At 53.8% G+C, this 15890-nt stretch carries 15 protein-coding genes; 13 read left to right on the top strand and 2 right to left on the bottom strand.

Annotated elements, in window-relative coordinates:
- Positions 1-363 precede the first annotated feature (363 nt).
- On the bottom strand, positions 364-1695 hold the full coding sequence (locus A6X21_RS19525; RefSeq protein ID WP_068851499.1) for an NAD(P)/FAD-dependent oxidoreductase: 1332 nt from the start codon (positions 1693-1695) through the stop codon (positions 364-366).
- 460 nt (positions 1696-2155) lie between these two features.
- Here A6X21_RS19525 and A6X21_RS19520 point away from each other — a divergent pair, with 460 nt between their 5' ends.
- The 13 genes from A6X21_RS19520 to A6X21_RS19455 all read left to right on the top strand — a co-directional run bounded on the left by A6X21_RS19520 (position 2156) and on the right by A6X21_RS19455 (position 15284).
- Positions 2156-2413 carry a type B 50S ribosomal protein L31 gene (locus A6X21_RS19520; protein WP_068851497.1) on the top strand — a complete coding sequence of 86 codons (258 nt, stop codon included), beginning with the start codon at positions 2156-2158 and terminating at the stop codon, positions 2411-2413.
- 234 nt (positions 2414-2647) lie between these two features.
- The gene (gene prfA, locus A6X21_RS19515; protein ID WP_068852269.1) at positions 2648-3739 is read left to right on the top strand and encodes a peptide chain release factor 1; all 1092 of its coding nucleotides are present in this window, start codon (positions 2648-2650) and stop codon (positions 3737-3739) included.
- A 644-nt stretch (positions 3740-4383) separates the two neighbouring features.
- Positions 4384-5061, top strand: coding sequence for an OmpH/Skp family outer membrane protein (locus A6X21_RS19505; protein WP_068851490.1), 678 nt, complete (start codon positions 4384-4386; stop codon positions 5059-5061).
- 176 nt (positions 5062-5237) lie between these two features.
- Entirely contained in the window at positions 5238-6173 is a 936-nt protein-coding gene (locus tag A6X21_RS19500) for a UDP-3-O-acyl-N-acetylglucosamine deacetylase (RefSeq protein ID WP_068852266.1), read from the top strand.
- Positions 6174-6378: 205 nt separating this feature from the next.
- Positions 6379-7227 carry an acyl-ACP--UDP-N-acetylglucosamine O-acyltransferase gene (gene lpxA, locus A6X21_RS19495; protein WP_013109193.1) on the top strand — a complete coding sequence of 283 codons (849 nt, stop codon included), beginning with the start codon at positions 6379-6381 and terminating at the stop codon, positions 7225-7227.
- 11 nt (positions 7228-7238) lie between these two features.
- A complete protein-coding gene (locus A6X21_RS19490; protein WP_240490335.1) occupies positions 7239-8303 on the top strand; it encodes a Gfo/Idh/MocA family protein in 1065 nt (354 codons plus the stop codon).
- Between the two features lie 859 nt (positions 8304-9162).
- Positions 9163-9648, top strand: a complete 486-nt coding sequence (locus tag A6X21_RS19480) for an SET domain-containing protein (RefSeq protein ID WP_068851483.1) — start codon at positions 9163-9165, stop codon at positions 9646-9648.
- Positions 9649-9830: 182 nt separating this feature from the next.
- Positions 9831-10439 carry a 30S ribosomal protein S4 gene (rpsD, locus tag A6X21_RS19475; protein ID WP_068852263.1) on the top strand — a complete coding sequence of 203 codons (609 nt, stop codon included), beginning with the start codon at positions 9831-9833 and terminating at the stop codon, positions 10437-10439.
- A gap of 214 nt (positions 10440-10653) precedes the next feature.
- Positions 10654-11280, top strand: a complete 627-nt coding sequence (locus A6X21_RS19470; protein WP_041402867.1) for an adenylate kinase family protein — start codon at positions 10654-10656, stop codon at positions 11278-11280.
- A 60-nt stretch (positions 11281-11340) separates the two neighbouring features.
- Positions 11341-11499 carry a hypothetical protein gene (locus tag A6X21_RS24845; RefSeq protein WP_165603875.1) on the top strand — a complete coding sequence of 53 codons (159 nt, stop codon included), beginning with the start codon at positions 11341-11343 and terminating at the stop codon, positions 11497-11499.
- A 51-nt stretch (positions 11500-11550) separates the two neighbouring features.
- On the top strand, positions 11551-12108 hold the full coding sequence (locus tag A6X21_RS19465) for a Uma2 family endonuclease (protein ID WP_068851480.1): 558 nt from the start codon (positions 11551-11553) through the stop codon (positions 12106-12108).
- A gap of 88 nt (positions 12109-12196) precedes the next feature.
- Entirely contained in the window at positions 12197-13627 is a 1431-nt protein-coding gene (rimO, locus tag A6X21_RS19460) for a 30S ribosomal protein S12 methylthiotransferase RimO (RefSeq protein WP_083233795.1), read from the top strand.
- Positions 13628-13847: 220 nt separating this feature from the next.
- Positions 13848-15284: a cation:proton antiporter gene (locus A6X21_RS19455; protein WP_205847502.1), complete on the top strand. Its 1437-nt coding sequence runs from the start codon at positions 13848-13850 to the stop codon at positions 15282-15284.
- Positions 15285-15324: 40 nt separating this feature from the next.
- Here A6X21_RS19455 and A6X21_RS19450 read toward each other — a convergent pair whose 3' ends face one another.
- Positions 15325-15684: a tRNA-binding protein gene (locus tag A6X21_RS19450; RefSeq protein WP_083233794.1), complete on the bottom strand. Its 360-nt coding sequence runs from the start codon at positions 15682-15684 to the stop codon at positions 15325-15327.
- Positions 15685-15890: the final 206 nt, after the last annotated feature.

Genomic DNA, 15890 nt, shown 5'->3' with positions numbered 1-15890 from the left:
TCGTGCCCAACTCGCCGACACATGTCGTTGTGTTTTGAACAATGACATGTAGCCACGCCATGCTCTTGCGCCTCTGGAACTCTCGCCCGCATCTTCGTGGGAGAGGAAAGGGTGAGGGGCTTCTACATACTTTTCCAATCGGCGAATTCCGCTGCGTGCCACACACCATCTCTCCACCAGCTCGCTCTCAATTCTGGGTGGCACGACCCTGCAGGCTCTGCGGAAGGGCGTGGTCTTTCAAGGGATGATGTCGACAAAATCTCCTCATCCTCCCAGCAGCAACAGGGCACAACCTTTAGTGACCATGCCTCCGTACACAGAGCAACCTTTTTTCCAACCAAGAACGTCGCGTTCACCAACTCGCTAGTTGTTATCCGCCGAATTGGTGACATGAGTGGCTCGCAGATGCCCGCCGTGGGTGTAGCCGCTTTGCGTAATCAACCGGGCCGAGCGACTGAACGTGAGATAGTTCCACGCCCATTGAATCAACACCAGAATACGGCTCTCAAAGCTGACGATTTGAATCAGATGAATAAACAGCCACAGGATCCAGGCAATGAGTCCCGTGAACTTCCACGTCCCAATCTGTGCGATCGCTGCCTTTCGGCCAATCGTGGCCATGCTCCCCAGATCGGTATAGGTAAACGGTGGCAAAGTAATATTCTGAAAGCGCGATTGAATCGCTTTAGCCACATACTTCCCCTGCTGCATCGCCGCTGGTGCCACGCCAGGAACGGCCTGCCCGCTGGGTAGTTTGAAATGGGCCATATCCCCAATCACATAAACTTGAGGATGTCCCGGCAACGTGAGATCGCTTTGAACTTCAATCCGCCCTTGACGATCAAGTGGCGCACCAGTGGCTTCCGATAGCAGTTTTGCGAGTGGTGAAGCCGTGACACCCGCTGCCCAGAGCACATTAGCCGCAGCGATCTGTTCGACTCCCTGCGCCGTCATGACTTCCACACCCGAGGCATCCACTTTTTGAATTTTGACCTGCGTGCGGACTTCAACCCCCATCTCCATCAATTTCTTTTGCGCATTCATTGCAAGATCTTCGGCATACGCCATGAGAATGCGCGGGGCCGCATCGATCAGAATGATGCGGGTCTCGGCAGGATTAATAATGCGGAAATCATGCCGGAGTGTGTGGCGGGCAATTTCAGCGAGCGTTCCTGCCAGTTCAACTCCCGTCGGGCCGGCACCCACCACCACAAACGTCAGCAGATGTTCGCGAGCCTGGGGCGTCGGCAGCTTATCGGCTTCTTCAAAAGCTGTCAGGACACGCCCCCGGATCTCGATGGCATCCTCGACAGTTTTCAGACCCGGTGCATTTTCAGCCCATTGATCGTTGCCGAAGTAGCCAGTCTTCGCACCCGCAGCCACCACCAGCGAATCATAGGCGAGTTCTCCTTCCTGGAGCAGAACCCGTCGCCTCGGAAGATCAAACCCGATGACTTCATCCATGACGACATGGACATTTCTTTGCCGAGCAAAAATCGATCTCAAAGGGGCGGCAATATTCCCGGGAGACAACCCTCCCGTCGCCACTTGATAAAGCAGCGGCTGAAAGAGATGAAAGTTGCGGCGATCCACCAGCGTTATATCGACCGGAGTTTTCCGCAGAGCTTTGGCCGTGGTCAGGCCTCCAAATCCACCGCCGACAATGACCACGCGATGCTTACCTGAAAGGCTCATCAAATTGACTTTCGCTTAAGGACGATGGCCAGGTTCGTTGAAGAAACTCTTTGCATCATGATCATCGAAACGGCCACACACTCGTAACGCGCATTCCATCGACACATCAACGCTTCACACGCCCCAGTTCCCCCGGCAAATCGACATCCAGTCAGTTTGAACAACCACTGGAACTGAAATTCTGCAACCGACTCGTCATTGCAAACTTTTTTGAATTATGAGGTTACGGCAAACCGCTCGCTTCCTTGCGACTCGATTTTGTGGAAGTTACACTCTCTGCAGCATAAAAGTTTGGCCACAGTGCAAAAGTTTGGTGTTATTGTGTTTTTTGGGCATAGCCTGCACAAAATCATTTGCACCTCACATGGAATTTGAACACTTGTGAGTCAAAATTCAGGATATTGCTCCCCGCTCGTTGGGTGGTGGCTCTTCAGATAGCGAAGAATTCAAGGTTAGGCCGATGAAAAAAGACATTCACCCCGAGTATCGCGAAGTTGTCTTTCTGGACATGTCCACGGGCGAAAAGTTCGTGACTCGCTCAACAATCAAGACCGAAAAAACAGGTGATTATGAAGGGCGACAGCTTCCATTGGTGACAGTGGATATCAGCTCGCTCTCGCACCCCTTCTTCACTGGCAAGCAGAAGTTCATCGATACTGCCGGTCGCGTTGAGAAGTTCCAGAAGAAGTACAACTGGGATAAACGCGAAAAGAAGTAGTGATCAGAGTCCTCCGGTGCTTTTGGCTGGGCCATTTTCATGGTTCCTGCCGGTTGCCACCGTACCTCATTGCCGTCGGGTCGGCTGATCCGACGGCATTGCCGTTTTCTGGTGGCTGATCAAAGTGAGTTCCCGATCCATCGGTATCACTCACAATCAAGGCCAGATTCCTGCTTCCAAGAGCAATTCCCTGCTCTGATCATCACTTGTCCTTCTGTCGTCCGGATTTTTGCCATGACAACCCGCATGTTCCCCACACTTCAGGCCAAGCTGGCACGTTTCGAAGAACTGGAAGCACAACTCCAGGATCCGGAAGTGCTGGCCGATGTCAGCAAGATGCTGGAAATTCAACGCGAGCACGGGGGCTTATCAAAAATTGCCTCGACCGTTCGGGAATTCAACACGTTGCAGGACGATCTGCTCGCTGCCGAAACCATGCTGTCAGAAGCCACCGATGACGAAACCAGAGAGATTGCGCAAGCCGAAATCGATGAACTGAAGCCTCGCTTCGAACCACTGAAGACCGAACTCGAAGACATGGTGACTGCCGGCGACTCGCTGACCCGCGGCAGCCTGATCATGGAAATTCGTGCGGGAACAGGCGGAGATGAAGCCGCTCTCTTTGCCCGCGACCTCTATGAAATGTACACCCGTTACGTCGATCTCCAGGGCTGGAAATATGAAGTCATGGAGCTAACCACGTCCGAACTGGGTGGTCTAAAGGAAGTCGTAATCACCATCACCGGTTCAGGTGCCTATCACCGCTTGCAGTTTGAAAGTGGCGGACATCGTGTCCAGCGAGTTCCGGAAACAGAAACTCAGGGACGTGTCCACACCAGTGCTGCCACAGTCGCCGTCATGGCTGAGGCCAGTGAAATCGACGTCGAGATCCGGGATGAAGATCTTCGGATCGATACGATGCGTGCCGGCGGCCCCGGTGGTCAGAAAGTGAACAAGACCGAATCCGCCGTGCGCATTACCCACATTCCTTCGGGATTGGTGGTGCGTATTCAGGATGAAAAAAGTCAGCACAAAAACAAAGCCAAAGCTCTGCGTGTCCTGCGATCCCGGCTCATGGAATTGAGGGAAAATCAGGCTCACGCAGCTCGTGCTGAACAGCGGCGCACTCTGGTGGGATCAGGCGATCGGAGCGAACGCATCCGGACGTACAACTTCCCCCAGAATCGCCTCACCGATCATCGTATTGGCCTGACCGTCTACAAACTTGATCAGATCATGCAGGGAAACCTCGATGAGCTGATCAATCCGATTCTGGCGTTCGATCGCGAAGAACGCCTCAAGGGCAATGTCGCCCCAAGTGCCTGAAGCAATTCCCGGAATGGCTTCAAGGACTGCAGAATCATCTTCTCATCGCTCCTCACCGCTGCGTGCCATGCTTGCAGCTCTGGGCAAGGGTTCTTTTCTCCCTCTCGTTCCGACGGGAGAAGGCCGGGATGAGGGAAGCCCGAACGTATTGGGCCAGCCATCCACAGCTGGGTTCATCGCGGGATGCTTCTCAACAAGAGACAATCCGGCGGAAACCTTTCTGGCTGCTGCCTGTGGATTGGGAAGACCCTCACACCGCCCACTTCCAGGCTGCGTTCGCACTCTGAACTTCGAAATCCGCAGGCACTCTATCCTCAAAAGCAAAACATATCCTTGCGTACAGTATTCACGTCGAATTCATGCGACTTTATCGGTGAAATCGATCGCAACAGCCACTCATCGGCCATTTTTGCCGACAGAACGGCTCTTCCGCTCTTCTCTTCGTCTTGACGATTCGCGACTCCTTTGGGAAATTCCCTGAACGAGCGGGCATACGTTCCCGAAAACTTGCCATGAAGGCATGTTGGAAGAAACGGGCCTCTGCAGTATCAGAGCTGTGTCTTGGCTGACCAGTTTTTGATCTACGGCGGATCTGCACCGCATTGTGAATGTTGAAACCCGGCTTGCAAAGGAGTGCCCGCGCCGTGAACATCGTTATTCGTCCGCTGCATCAACTGGCCCGTGTGGCCCTTGTCCTGGCTGTCTCTTTTGCTGCAATCAACATCAGCCAGCCAGCATTGGCACAGGCACCTGCTGCGGATGCTGCTCGTGCTCACAAGGTCGCGCTGATCGACATGGCCGTGATCTTCAAGCAGTACAAGAAGTTTGAAGTCCTCCGCGAAGACCTCAAAGCCGAAATCGAGCAGAGCGAAGTCAAAGCCAAGGAAATGGCCACCAACCTCCAGGCCCTTCAGCAGAAAATGAAGAGCTTCAAGGAAGGCAGCCCCGAATTTTCGGCAACAGAAAAGCAACTCGCCACATCATCTGCCGAATTCGAAGCTTTTCGCCGCTCCGCCCAGCGTGAGTTCCTCAAAAAGGAAAGCGAAATTTATCACACCGTTTACCTCGAAGTGACTGATGCCGTCGCCAAGTATGCCCAGTACTACAAGTACACACTGGTCTTGCGGTTCAGCAGCGAAGAGCTCGATCGTGACAATCCTCAAGGATTGATCCAGGGCATGAACCGCCAGGTCGTCTACTTCGAAGCCGAAAACGATATTACTCAGCCAGTGCTGAAGTATCTGAACCAGAAGTTCACAGGTGCCGCTGGCGCAGCCGCCCCAAGAGCTGCCGAAGCCGCTCGTCCTGGAACATCTCGCTAATCATTGGCAAAGTCACGCCACAGGTCTTAAGTCCTTTTCGACCTGTGGCTCTTTGCTGTCATCGCCGACAGATCTCACAGATTCAGTGTTCACATTGCATCGCTTGCGAGTTCCCGCTGCATCTGCCAACAGGATGTGGCTTGATTAACCGGTCTTCTTCCCCGATGGAGCAGGTCATGCGCGCGCCCAGACGCCAGAGAACACTGGAACGGGCCGTTGAAATGAGTGGGATCGGCTTCTTTACGAATGCCGATGTCACTATTTCGTTTCATCCGCAGGCCGAAGGAATGGGGATCAGCTTCCAGCGGACAGATCTCAAATCGACCGGCCCCGTGCAGGCTCGTATTGAGAACGTCATCCGCAAAGAGCGCCGCACAGCCATCTCACAGGGTGGCGTCACTGTCGAGTTGATCGAACATGTGATGGCGGCCCTCGCTGGGCTGCAGATTGATAATTGCCTGGTACGACTCAATGCTCCAGAACCTCCAGGCTGTGATGGATCAAGCCTCGATTTCGTTCAATGCCTGCTCGATGGCGGGATTGTCGAACAGAATGCCTATCGCGACCTGATCGTGGTCACCCAGCCTCAGGCAATTGTGACCGAAAACGACTCTGTCGCCTTGTCTGCCAGCCCCATAAGCCGACATGGCCTGGTGATTACTTACGAACTCGACTACGGCCCTCGCTCACCCATCAAACCTCAATCCTTTTCGCTCGAAGTCACCCCCGAAACATTTATCACTCTCGTGGCTTTTGCCCGGACTTTCGTCGCCGAAGAGGAAGTCAAATATCTTCAAAGTCAGGGCTACGGCCAGCGTGTCACAGAAAAAGATCTCCTCATTTTTGGCCCCGATGGCCCGATTGGTAACGCACTACGGACGCGAGATGAATGTGTCCGTCACAAGATTCTCGATTGTATTGGCGATTTCGCTCTGATTGGCTGTGATCTGCATGGCCACTTCCGGGCTTTCCGCACCGGGCACCATCACAACCACCAGATTATTGAACGCATCAAGCAGACTCACGAAATTATTCGGGCGCCCGAATATGTATGTTTCCAACCCCACTTCCCTTTGAAGGATTTATCGCAAGAGCTGGCCTTACAGTCCTAGGCTGATTGCGTATAACCTTTGTAGTGAAAACGAGAACAATCACGTTTCCAGATTGACCGAGAGTATCCGCAGAAAGCACTTTTACCACCTTCCCACCACATGAAAGACGCTGCGGCCCTTCGTGAAGCAGCTTGCAGAACTCAACATTCCGCAACCCGACTTCTCCATCCGCCCCGCGTCATGCGTTAGACAAGGATGTCGCCGCATGGCCTCAAGAATTTCACCACTTGCCCAGATCGATCCCCACGCCAGGATCGGCGACAACGTACATATTGGCCCTTTCTGCGTGATTGGTCCTCATGTAACGCTTGGTTCGGGATGTCAACTCGATAGTCACGTCACGATCACTGGTCACACGATTATTGGCCAGCGGAATCGTATGCATCCGTTTGTGGCACTGGGTGGTGAACCGCAGGATCTCGGTTACTCCGGGGCTCCAACTTACCTGGACATCGGCGATGACAATACCTTCCGCGAAGGGGTGACTGTCCATCGTGGTGCCGAAAAAGAAGATTACATCACCCGCATTGGCAGTCATAACTACCTCATGGCCAATAGCCACGTGGGACATAACTGCTATGTGCACAACCACATCATTCTGGCAAATGGCAGTCTGCTGGCTGGGCATGTCCATGTCTATGACCATGCGTTCGTCTCGGGAAATTCAGTCGTCCATCAGTTCGCTTCGATTGGAACACACGCGTTTCTTTCGGGTGGCTGTCGGGCTCCGACAGACATTCCTCCTTACATGATTTCTGCCGGAAGCGATGAGCCCAAGATCGTTTCCGTCAATCTGATTGGCCTCAAGCGACGCGGCTTGCCCGATTCGACAATCAACATTATTCGTCAGGCACATCGCCTGTTATTCCGTGAGCACAAGCCTCTGGACGAGGCCAGGCACACATTACTGGCAGCCTGTGACGATGTAATTCCCTGGGAACTTACGAACCTGCTCGATTTTCTGGAGCAGCAGCGGCAGGGCAAGCAGGGACGTGCTCGTGAAGCCGTCCGCAGTCGCCCTGCCAATCCCCATCCATTACGGAGAGCGGCATGAGCCGGGTTAGAATGGCAGTTATCGGTGTCGGTGCTTTAGGTCGGCATCACGCCCGTATTCTCAGCGAACTTCCCAATGTTCACCTCGTGGCCGTTGTTGACAGTCACGCCGAACGTGGTCAGGAAGTGGCCGAGAAGTGTCGTACGCGCTGGGTATCAAACTACAAGCATCTCCTCGACCGAGTCGATGCCGTTTCAATTGTGGTGCCCACGTTTGCCCACCTCAGTGTCGCCGGTGATTTCCTCCGTGCGGGTGTCTCGGTACTTGTCGAGAAGCCGCTGGCGGGAAATCTTTCCGACGCCCAGCAGATTTCTCAACTGGCACGCCAGATGGGAACACTCCTCCAGGTGGGGCATATCGAACGCTTTAATCCCGCGATGGTCGCTGCCAAGCCTTACATCGATACACCTCGCTACCTGAAGGCGGAACGCGTCAGCCCGTATGCATTCCGCTCGACAGATATCGGCGTCGTTCACGACCTCATGATTCATGATATCGATCTGATGCATTGGCTGGCTGGCTCAAACGAAGTCGAGCACGTCGAAGCGTTGGGTGTTTCTGTCATGGGCGAGCATGAAGACATGGCACAGGCCCGGCTCCATTTCGCCAATGGCTGCATAGCCGATCTCACAGCGAACCGCGTCCATCCCACAGCGTCTCGAAAAATTGAAGCCTACAGCCTCCAGGGGACCGTGCATGTCGATCTGCATGCCCGGACAGTCTGGCGCATGACTCCTTCGCTCGAACTGCTGCAAGGGGCATCTCCTCTGTCCCGTTCAAGAGAACCTGGCGCCAATATCGAACAGTTGAAAAAAGAAGTCTTCACTCGTTATCTGCACCCGGAAACATTGCCGGTCGCTGAAGCAGATGCCCTCACGGCTGAACTCAAGCAGTTTGTCCGCTGTGTACAGACTGGGCAGCAGCCGCTAGTGGGTCGCGATGAAGGCGTGGCAGCCATGAAAACCGCACAGATGGTGCTCGAAAGCCTCCACAAACATCAGTGGAATGGCGTTCCCGATGGCCCCACAGGCCCAACGCCCTGGCACACCACACCACGCTTGCGAGTCGCCGCTTAAGCGAGTCACGACTCTGTAGTCGATCACTCATCGAGGAGACCCCGGAACGATCGTTTCGGGGTCTCTTGTCGTTTCAGAGCTTTGCCGAGGCGAAGCACATCTCGCCCCGAATGAGCCGACGGGTAGCCCAGCCAACTTGTGGCCGGGTCGTTGTGCGCAGCCACAACGACAAGAAGCCGCGCCATGCCCGTGCCTCTCTGGAACCCTCGGCCACGTCATCATGGGAGAGGACAGGGTGAGGGTCTTTTCTGTATCTCGTAGTGCTGACGCCTGGTCCTCACGCTTTTCGACTTCATCCTCTTCACACTGCCTTGGGTGGCACTGCCTTGTGTGGCACGACTTTGGGTGGCACGACCCTGGGTGGCACGACCCTGGGTGGCACGACCCTGGAGGCTTTGCGCAAGGGCGTGATCTTTAGGCATTTCTACTTCAAGTTTTCATTTGGGCGGGAGGCAGGAGTCGAATCTCTTCATTCGCCCCCCTGGCCACTCGAAGTCACGAGAACGAATGCATACGAAGCATGCCTTCACGACTTTCAAACCTGTCCTTCAGAAACGACCAAAGTCTGTTGACCTCGTGGCAAACAAAGGCGTTTGACCCCATCCACGCGTTAATTCAGCATGTCAGAAAAGTTGCATTAAAAGGATGAGCCTTTGAGGCATGCTTGATTCGAGCCGCCAGCATGGCAGATTGAGCGTTGTGAGATCCCCGAAACTGAAGGATCCACGCGCAACCGATTGGTATTGTGTGTTGATTGTACTGAGAGTTGATAGATCCATCGGAGATCGGGATCATCCAGACCGGGTCCATGCTCGAGACAATTCTGTGAAACGTGCGGCCCGGAGAAAAGGACAGCAAAATGCCGGCTTGGTATGAGATTATTCGAGTAGGTAAAGTTCCGTATGGGAAAGGTGTCTTTGCCATAAGGACGATTGCCGCAGGCGAGACAATCGGGAAGGTCACTGGAAAAGTGATCGAAGATCCCGAGTACACTTCGACTTACTGCATCGATCTGGGAGATGGGGTCAAATCACTGGAACCACGGGGCCCGTTCCGTTACCTGAATCATTGCTGCGAGCCGAATGCGAAACTGTTTCTGCATGAAACCGTCTATGAAGACGGCACACCTGGCCCGACAGAAGTCACAGTCGAGGCTCTTTGCACGATTGAGCCCGAGGAAGAGGTCCGCATCGATTACGCATGGGATATCGTCGGCGCGATCCCTTGTCTGTGCGGTGCCAGCCAATGCAGGGGTTGGATTGTCGATCCCGAGCAGCTCCCCAAGTTATTGAAAAAGCAGAAAAAACTGACGGAACGCGGCAAAGCACCACAAAAATCGAAGTAACATATTGCCCACACGTATTTTGCATCAAGACAGTGATGCCGTCGAGGGCGAGATTCAATCGGGATCGAATCCCTTGTATGGTTGACGACAGGCGGAGCAATCGCCATGATTCGCGGTTTCTGGCTTTGAACTATCAAGAGCTTTTGGGTGCGCACGATCATGGTCGTGCAGGAGTCTGGTGCATGGGTCGTTATACGGGTCCTAAGGGACGTGTGAATCGTCGGTTGGGTGCAATCGTTTTCGAAAATGCCGGCGCTATTCGTGCGCTGGAGCGTCGCAATACTCCGCCAGGTATGGCCGAGCGAAGAAGAAAACTGTCTGCCTACGGGACAGCTCACTTCGAAAAGCAGAAAATCAAGTACTATTACGGCTTGCGTGAAGCACAGCTCCGTAAGTACTTCGAAATGGCCCGCGCCAAGAAGGGGAATACCGGCGAGTTTCTCCTCCTGACCTGCGAGCGTCGGCTGGATAACATTGTTCGCCGTGCCGGCTTTGCCAAGAGCCGCCTTCAGGCACGCCAGGGAATTGTGCACCGTCACTTCCAGTTGAATGGTCACACCGTCGACATTCCATCGATTCTGGTCAAGCCAGGCGACGTGATCACTCTGCGGAACCGTCCAAACGTCAAAGAACTTTATGCCGACCTGGTCGAGAGCGCCTCTCTTCCTTCCGTCGACTGGCTGGCCGTTGATCGCAGTGGGTTTGAAATCCGCGTCATGGCTCTGCCGACAGCCACTGACATCAGTTTGCCCGTCGAGATTGGTCTCGTCGTCGCCCTCATGTCACGATAATCAGTTGTTACGGTAAACCGTGCATTCGGGCTGTGAAATTTCATCTCGGATTTCAACATGCCTGCGAAAATCATCATTGGGCCCTCGAAGGATCATCCTTCGGGGGCTTATTGTTTCCTGTCGATCGTGAGTTGGTCTTTGGCCAAACTGTCTTGAGTTCTACGGAAACGAAGTCCCAGGCGTTCTGCCGAATCTTCTGCTGATGGGCACACTTATGTCCGATGATCGATATCCCACCATTCTCCTGTTCGGTGCCCCAGGTGTGGGGAAAGGGACGCAAGGCACAATTCTGGGGCAGATTCCCGGGTTCTTTCATCTGGCCTGTGGCGATGTTTTCCGTTCGCTCAATATTCGCTCTCCGGAAGGGCGGGAAATCTATGATCACAGTTCGCGCGGCGAACTCGTCCCGGATGAATTAACAGTCCGCGTCTGGAATAAGGCGCTCCTGGGACACATTGCCGTCTCGCGATTTCGACCGCCGGAAGAAATTCTGATTCTGGACGGCATCCCCAGAACTGTGACTCAGGCGGAAATTCTCAACTCAACGATCAACGTCCTGAAGGTCATTCATCTCATCTGTGCTGATCATGAACAGATGATTGACCGCATCAAACGCCGAGCCATCCGTGAAAACCGGGCCGACGACGCATCGGAAGAGGTGATCCGACGACGCTTCGAGGTCTATCGCCGCGAGAGCGACCCTGTGATTAATTGTTACGACTCGGACAAAGTCGCCTTTGTGGATGCTTTGCAGAGACCATCAAAAGTCTTGTCAGATATTCTGCAGATTCTCATTCCCGTACAGGCCGACTGGCTCAAATCCTTAGATGAGACACCGTAAGTCAGGATCTTTTCTCGATTCTTCGATGACAGAGTTCACCCCGCCAAAGAACGAAAAGAGATGCCAGAAGTAAAGGGCACAATGTGTGCCAAGCTTGCGGCTCCGAGCAAGCATGTCTTCGCAATTCACATCCTGCTGTCATTTCCCGGGAATTCAATGACCGAGCCGACCATTCTCGATTTCAATGGGGTGATTCCCGCCGGGCCTCCATTGCGATAGAATCAGAGCTGAATCGAAGATCGCACCTGTTCAGCAGGGAAACCATCCATCATGACAACACTGCTGGGCTCAAAACTACTCACCGCAGACGAATATGGCCGACTGGATAACGACGGCCGGTTGACAGAACTTGTCCGTGGGAGAGTTTTTGAAATCAGTTGTCCGTTCACATCGCATGGGTATTTTTTAAGCCAGTTCAGCGTTGTGTTGAATGAGGCTGTCAGACGAAACAACCTCGGCCGTGTTGTGGGAGGAGGCGCCGGCTTAATCACACAACGCGATCCCGATACTGTCCGTGGCCCGGATCTCGCCTATTACAGCTATCAACGAATCCCGGCAGGTTCATTACCAGAGGGATACTGGCCAGCCAGTCCCGAACTCGTCATCGAAATTCGCTCCCAGAGCGACCGCTGGAAAGACATCCTGCAAAAGGTGGCTGAGTACCTGAATGCGAATGTTCTCACAGTGGCCGTCATCGACCCCAGCTCCAGACATGTCCATGTTTATTCAGCCGATCAGGAAGCCAGGATTTTGACCAGTGCCGACCTTTTAACCTTCCCCGATCTCCTGCCCGGCTTCGAAGTTGTCGTAGGCAGCCTGTTTGAATAATCCCTGTGTGAGACTGACTTTCGCAATTGAGCCAGTCTCTCTTCGCATTTATCAATCAAGTGACATTTTCGTTGAAATGAACCAGACAATGCAGTTGCCGATCATCTCGCTCGACGAAACGCCCAGCCTGCCGCAAGCCGGCACTGGCCCGCAAACCAACTCGAAAGGAACCTACGCCTTCGTCAGCCTGGGTTGCCCTAAAAACCTGGTCGATAGCGAACGCATGCTCGGTACACTTTCCGAGGAAGGCTACTCGCTGGTTCCCAATGCCGAAGGAGCAGATTTCGTCGTCATCAATACGTGCGGCTTCATCGACAGCGCTCGCGAAGAATCAAAATCGGTCATTCGCGAAATGCTTCAGCTCAAGTCTCACGGCGGAACTCGAGGTGTCATCGTCGCTGGCTGTCTGCCCGAACGTATGGGTGGCGCACTCCTGGAGGAAATCCCGGAGATCGACCATGTCATGGGTGTCTTCAGCCGGGAAGAAATTGGCAAAGTCGCCGATCGCATGATCGGTGGAGCACGCGAACAACGCGAAGTTTTCCGTCCAGCCCCTATCCGGGCCATGGATGACCGTTTGCGTTTAAGAGTCACTCCCAAACACTTTGCATATCTGAAAATCTCCGAAGGTTGTGATCGAACCTGTACCTTCTGCGCCATTCCTAAAATGCGTGGAAAGCACATCACCAAGCCGATCGAAATGGTCGTTCAGGAAGCACGGGAGTTGGCTGCGGATGGCGTCAAGGAACTGATTCTTGTTGCGCAGGATACGACCTACTATGGCCTCGATCTGTATGGTCGCGTGCGTCTGGCAGAACTGCTTCGAGAAGTCGAGAAGGTCGAGGGGATTCAGTGGATCCGCCTGATGTACCTCTACCCGATTCACTTCACTGATGAACTCATCGATACCATTGCCGGCTCAGGCAAGATTCTGCCTTATCTCGATCTTCCCCTGCAGCACATCAACGACACAATGCTGCGGAGAATGCAGCGCCGCACGAACCGATCCGCGACTGTGGAATTACTCGATAAACTGCAGGATCGGATTGCGAATCTTACGATCCGTACCACCTTCATCACTGGCTTCCCGGGAGAGACCGATGCCCAGTTTGAAGAACTCTGCCAGTTTGTCGATGAAGGTCGTTTTGCCAGATTAGGAGCGTTCACCTATTCCTTTGAGCCCGGAACACCGGCTGTGCGACTCCCCGATCATCTTCCCGAAGATGTCAAAGCGGCGAGGCGTGATCGACTCATGGAGATTCAGCAGCCGCATGCGTTTGCTTTTGCTGATCAATGGATCGGCTATGAACTCGACGCAGTTCTCGACCGCAAGATCGATGACCAGACCTGGCTCGGCCGCTGCTTTTTCGATGCGCCGGATATCGATGCCAATGTCTTCGTGACTGGAGAAAACCTGCGCGCCGGGCAGATGATTCCCGTCGAAATCATGGCTCGCGATGGCTACGACTTACGGGCAGTCGCGATTCCGAATGAAGCCGAATCCTCAATCGGTGAGTAACTCGCCGGTAGGGTTTTGATTTTAATCCCCGACTCCGCAAAGATTTGCGGCATTCTCATTGATTCCCTCTTGAACACAGTTGTCACGACAAGTATTGTTTAAACAATTGAATTGTCGTGACCTGCTGTGTTTGCGACCAACGGGTTGAGCTGAGGGCCTTTGACACATCATGGAGATTCACTCCATCAATCCACCGGCTCCTCGAGCGTTGAAAATCAACGTGTGGAAATTCTGGGCCACCTATCTGCTGACGATTGCCGTCGCCGTCTTCATCGTGGTCATCATCTGCCAGACGGGTGAACGACTCCTGGTCAACGGCAGCCAGGCTGTCAACAGCATCGCCAATGAACCGCAGACCTTAACCATGGTAAAAATCGGGAAGCCGGCCGTTCATCTGGTGGCACAACTCATGTTTGCCATGGCCACCGTTTTACTGGTCGGCCGCTGCCTGGGTCAGGTGTGCCAGTGGTTGAACCAGCCGGCTGTGATTGGTGAAGTTCTTGCTGGCATTGCCCTGGGCCCCTCACTGCTGGGGGCCATTTTCCCACCCGCTACCGCCACGCTCTTTCCTGACACAGTCATGCCAGCTCTTGGTGTGATCGCCCAATTCGGCGTGATCCTGTACATGCTGAACGTGGGCCTGGAGTTCGACATCTCGGCACTTCGTTCGAAAGGCCATCAGTCCCTCGCCATTTCTCACGGCAGCATTATTCTCCCCATGATTCTCGGCTGTATGGCTGCAATAGGCCTTTATCCTTCACTGGCTGGTGAGGCCGCCAGTTTTACTCCCTTTGTGTTATTTGTGGGTGTCAGTCTTTCGATTACGGCTTTTCCTGTCCTGGCTCGCATTCTCGCTGATCGCGGAATGTCACAGACTCCGCTAGGTGTCATGGCACTCACTTGTGCGGCTGCCGACGATGTCACTGCCTGGTGTCTATTGGCGATCGTGATTGGCATCGTCCAATCGACTGCGGCCGATGCCCTCTGGGTCGTGAGTTGTGCCGCCATCTTCTGTTTAGTGATGCTGCTGGCCTTTAAGCCCTTGTTAACCCGCATGATAACGCCATCGACTCTGGTCGAGCCCCAGAATTCTGCTGCGTCAGCCACAATCGAAAACCGCACTTCAAGCCAGGTGATCTTCCTGCTGGCCATGGGGCTCATCTCGGCTGGAATCACTGATATGATTGGGATTCATGCTCTTTTTGGTGCGTTTCTATTCGGTGCGCTGATCTCGCACCAATCGGCCGCAGGGAAGGGACTCGCCAGTCTGCTCAACTCCTTCGCGCCTGTCATGCTCCCCGCGTTTTTCGCTATCACGGGTCTGCGTACGCAAATCGGTCTGCTCTCCTCATTCGCCGATATTTTTATCTGTCTGACGCTCATCGCCCTGGCAATTCTGGGAAAATTCGGCGGCAGCTATCTGGCAGCTCGCTGGTCAAACGTTTCGCACTTCGATGCGTTGCGCATTGGCTCGCTGATGAACACGCGCGGTTTGATGGAATTAATCGTCTTGAATCTGGGCCTCGATCTGGGGGTCCTTTCTCCGAAACTCTTCACAATGCTGGTCATCATGGCCATAGTCACCACGATGATGACTGGCCCCTGCCTCGCATGGATCGACCGGAGAGAAAAATCCAGTTCGCCATCCCTCATTTGAAACTCATCGTTATCGGATTGTCGCGAGTGTTCCTGGTGGCTCAGCCGAGCTTGGAGCCATTCGGTACCGTTTGGTCGGGAACAGCGAGAATGACTGAGCCATCGGGATGGTAAAACCCCGTGATCAGGCATTCCGACCGGACAGGGCCGATCTGTTTCACTGGAAAATTGACAACACCAATCACCTGTTTCCCGAGAAGTTTTTCCTTCTCGTACCGGGTTGTGATCTGGGCACTCGATTTCTTCAGCCCAATCGCCTCGCCAAAGTCGATTGTCAATCGATAAGCCGGCTTTCGAGCTTCGGGAAAATCGTGGACTTCGACGATCGTTCCCACACGCAGTTCAACCTGCTCAAAATCTTCCCAGGTGATCAATTCTTGCCGCAGGGCCGGACGATTCAATTCGATGATCCTTTTTGCTGGAGTTTCGATCAGAACACCATTTGTTGACAGTGCGATGCAGTCACAGGTTCTCAATTTTTCAACGGGTTTTCGCCTCTCTTCCAGCGAAATCCAGCCAATTGACGCTTGCCAGCCAGCGTCTTATCAGGAACTTGCCGCTCGCTGTGCGAGCCTGCCTCTGTCGGGTTATACTACGCCAGGACGCT

Source organism: Planctopirus hydrillae (assembly GCF_001707835.1).
Lineage (GTDB): Bacteria > Planctomycetota > Planctomycetia > Planctomycetales > Planctomycetaceae > Planctopirus > Planctopirus hydrillae.
Note: the sequence above shows the minus strand (reverse complement) of the source record. Positions and strands in the feature narration are given on the sequence as shown.

Excerpts from the sequence above, each read along its gene's own strand:
- A6X21_RS24845 (WP_165603875.1), top strand. The coding sequence starts at position 11,341 with ATGCCAGAAGTAAAGGGCACAATGTGTGCCAAGCTTGCGGCTCCGAGC.
- A6X21_RS19520 (WP_068851497.1), top strand. The coding sequence starts at position 2,156 with ATGAAAAAAGACATTCACCCCGAGTATCGCGAAGTTGTCTTTCTGGAC.
- rimO (WP_083233795.1), top strand. The coding sequence starts at position 12,197 with ATGCAGTTGCCGATCATCTCGCTCGACGAAACGCCCAGCCTGCCGCAA.
- A6X21_RS19525 (WP_068851499.1), bottom strand. The coding sequence starts at position 1,695 with ATGAGCCTTTCAGGTAAGCATCGCGTGGTCATTGTCGGCGGTGGATTT.
- A6X21_RS19490 (WP_240490335.1), top strand. The coding sequence starts at position 7,239 with ATGGCAGTTATCGGTGTCGGTGCTTTAGGTCGGCATCACGCCCGTATT.
- rpsD (WP_068852263.1), top strand. The coding sequence starts at position 9,831 with ATGGGTCGTTATACGGGTCCTAAGGGACGTGTGAATCGTCGGTTGGGT.
- A6X21_RS19465 (WP_068851480.1), top strand. The coding sequence starts at position 11,551 with ATGACAACACTGCTGGGCTCAAAACTACTCACCGCAGACGAATATGGC.
- lpxA (WP_013109193.1), top strand. The coding sequence starts at position 6,379 with ATGGCCTCAAGAATTTCACCACTTGCCCAGATCGATCCCCACGCCAGG.
- A6X21_RS19500 (WP_068852266.1), top strand. The coding sequence starts at position 5,238 with ATGCGCGCGCCCAGACGCCAGAGAACACTGGAACGGGCCGTTGAAATG.
- A6X21_RS19470 (WP_041402867.1), top strand. The coding sequence starts at position 10,654 with ATGTCCGATGATCGATATCCCACCATTCTCCTGTTCGGTGCCCCAGGT.
- prfA (WP_068852269.1), top strand. The coding sequence starts at position 2,648 with ATGACAACCCGCATGTTCCCCACACTTCAGGCCAAGCTGGCACGTTTC.
- A6X21_RS19480 (WP_068851483.1), top strand. The coding sequence starts at position 9,163 with ATGCCGGCTTGGTATGAGATTATTCGAGTAGGTAAAGTTCCGTATGGG.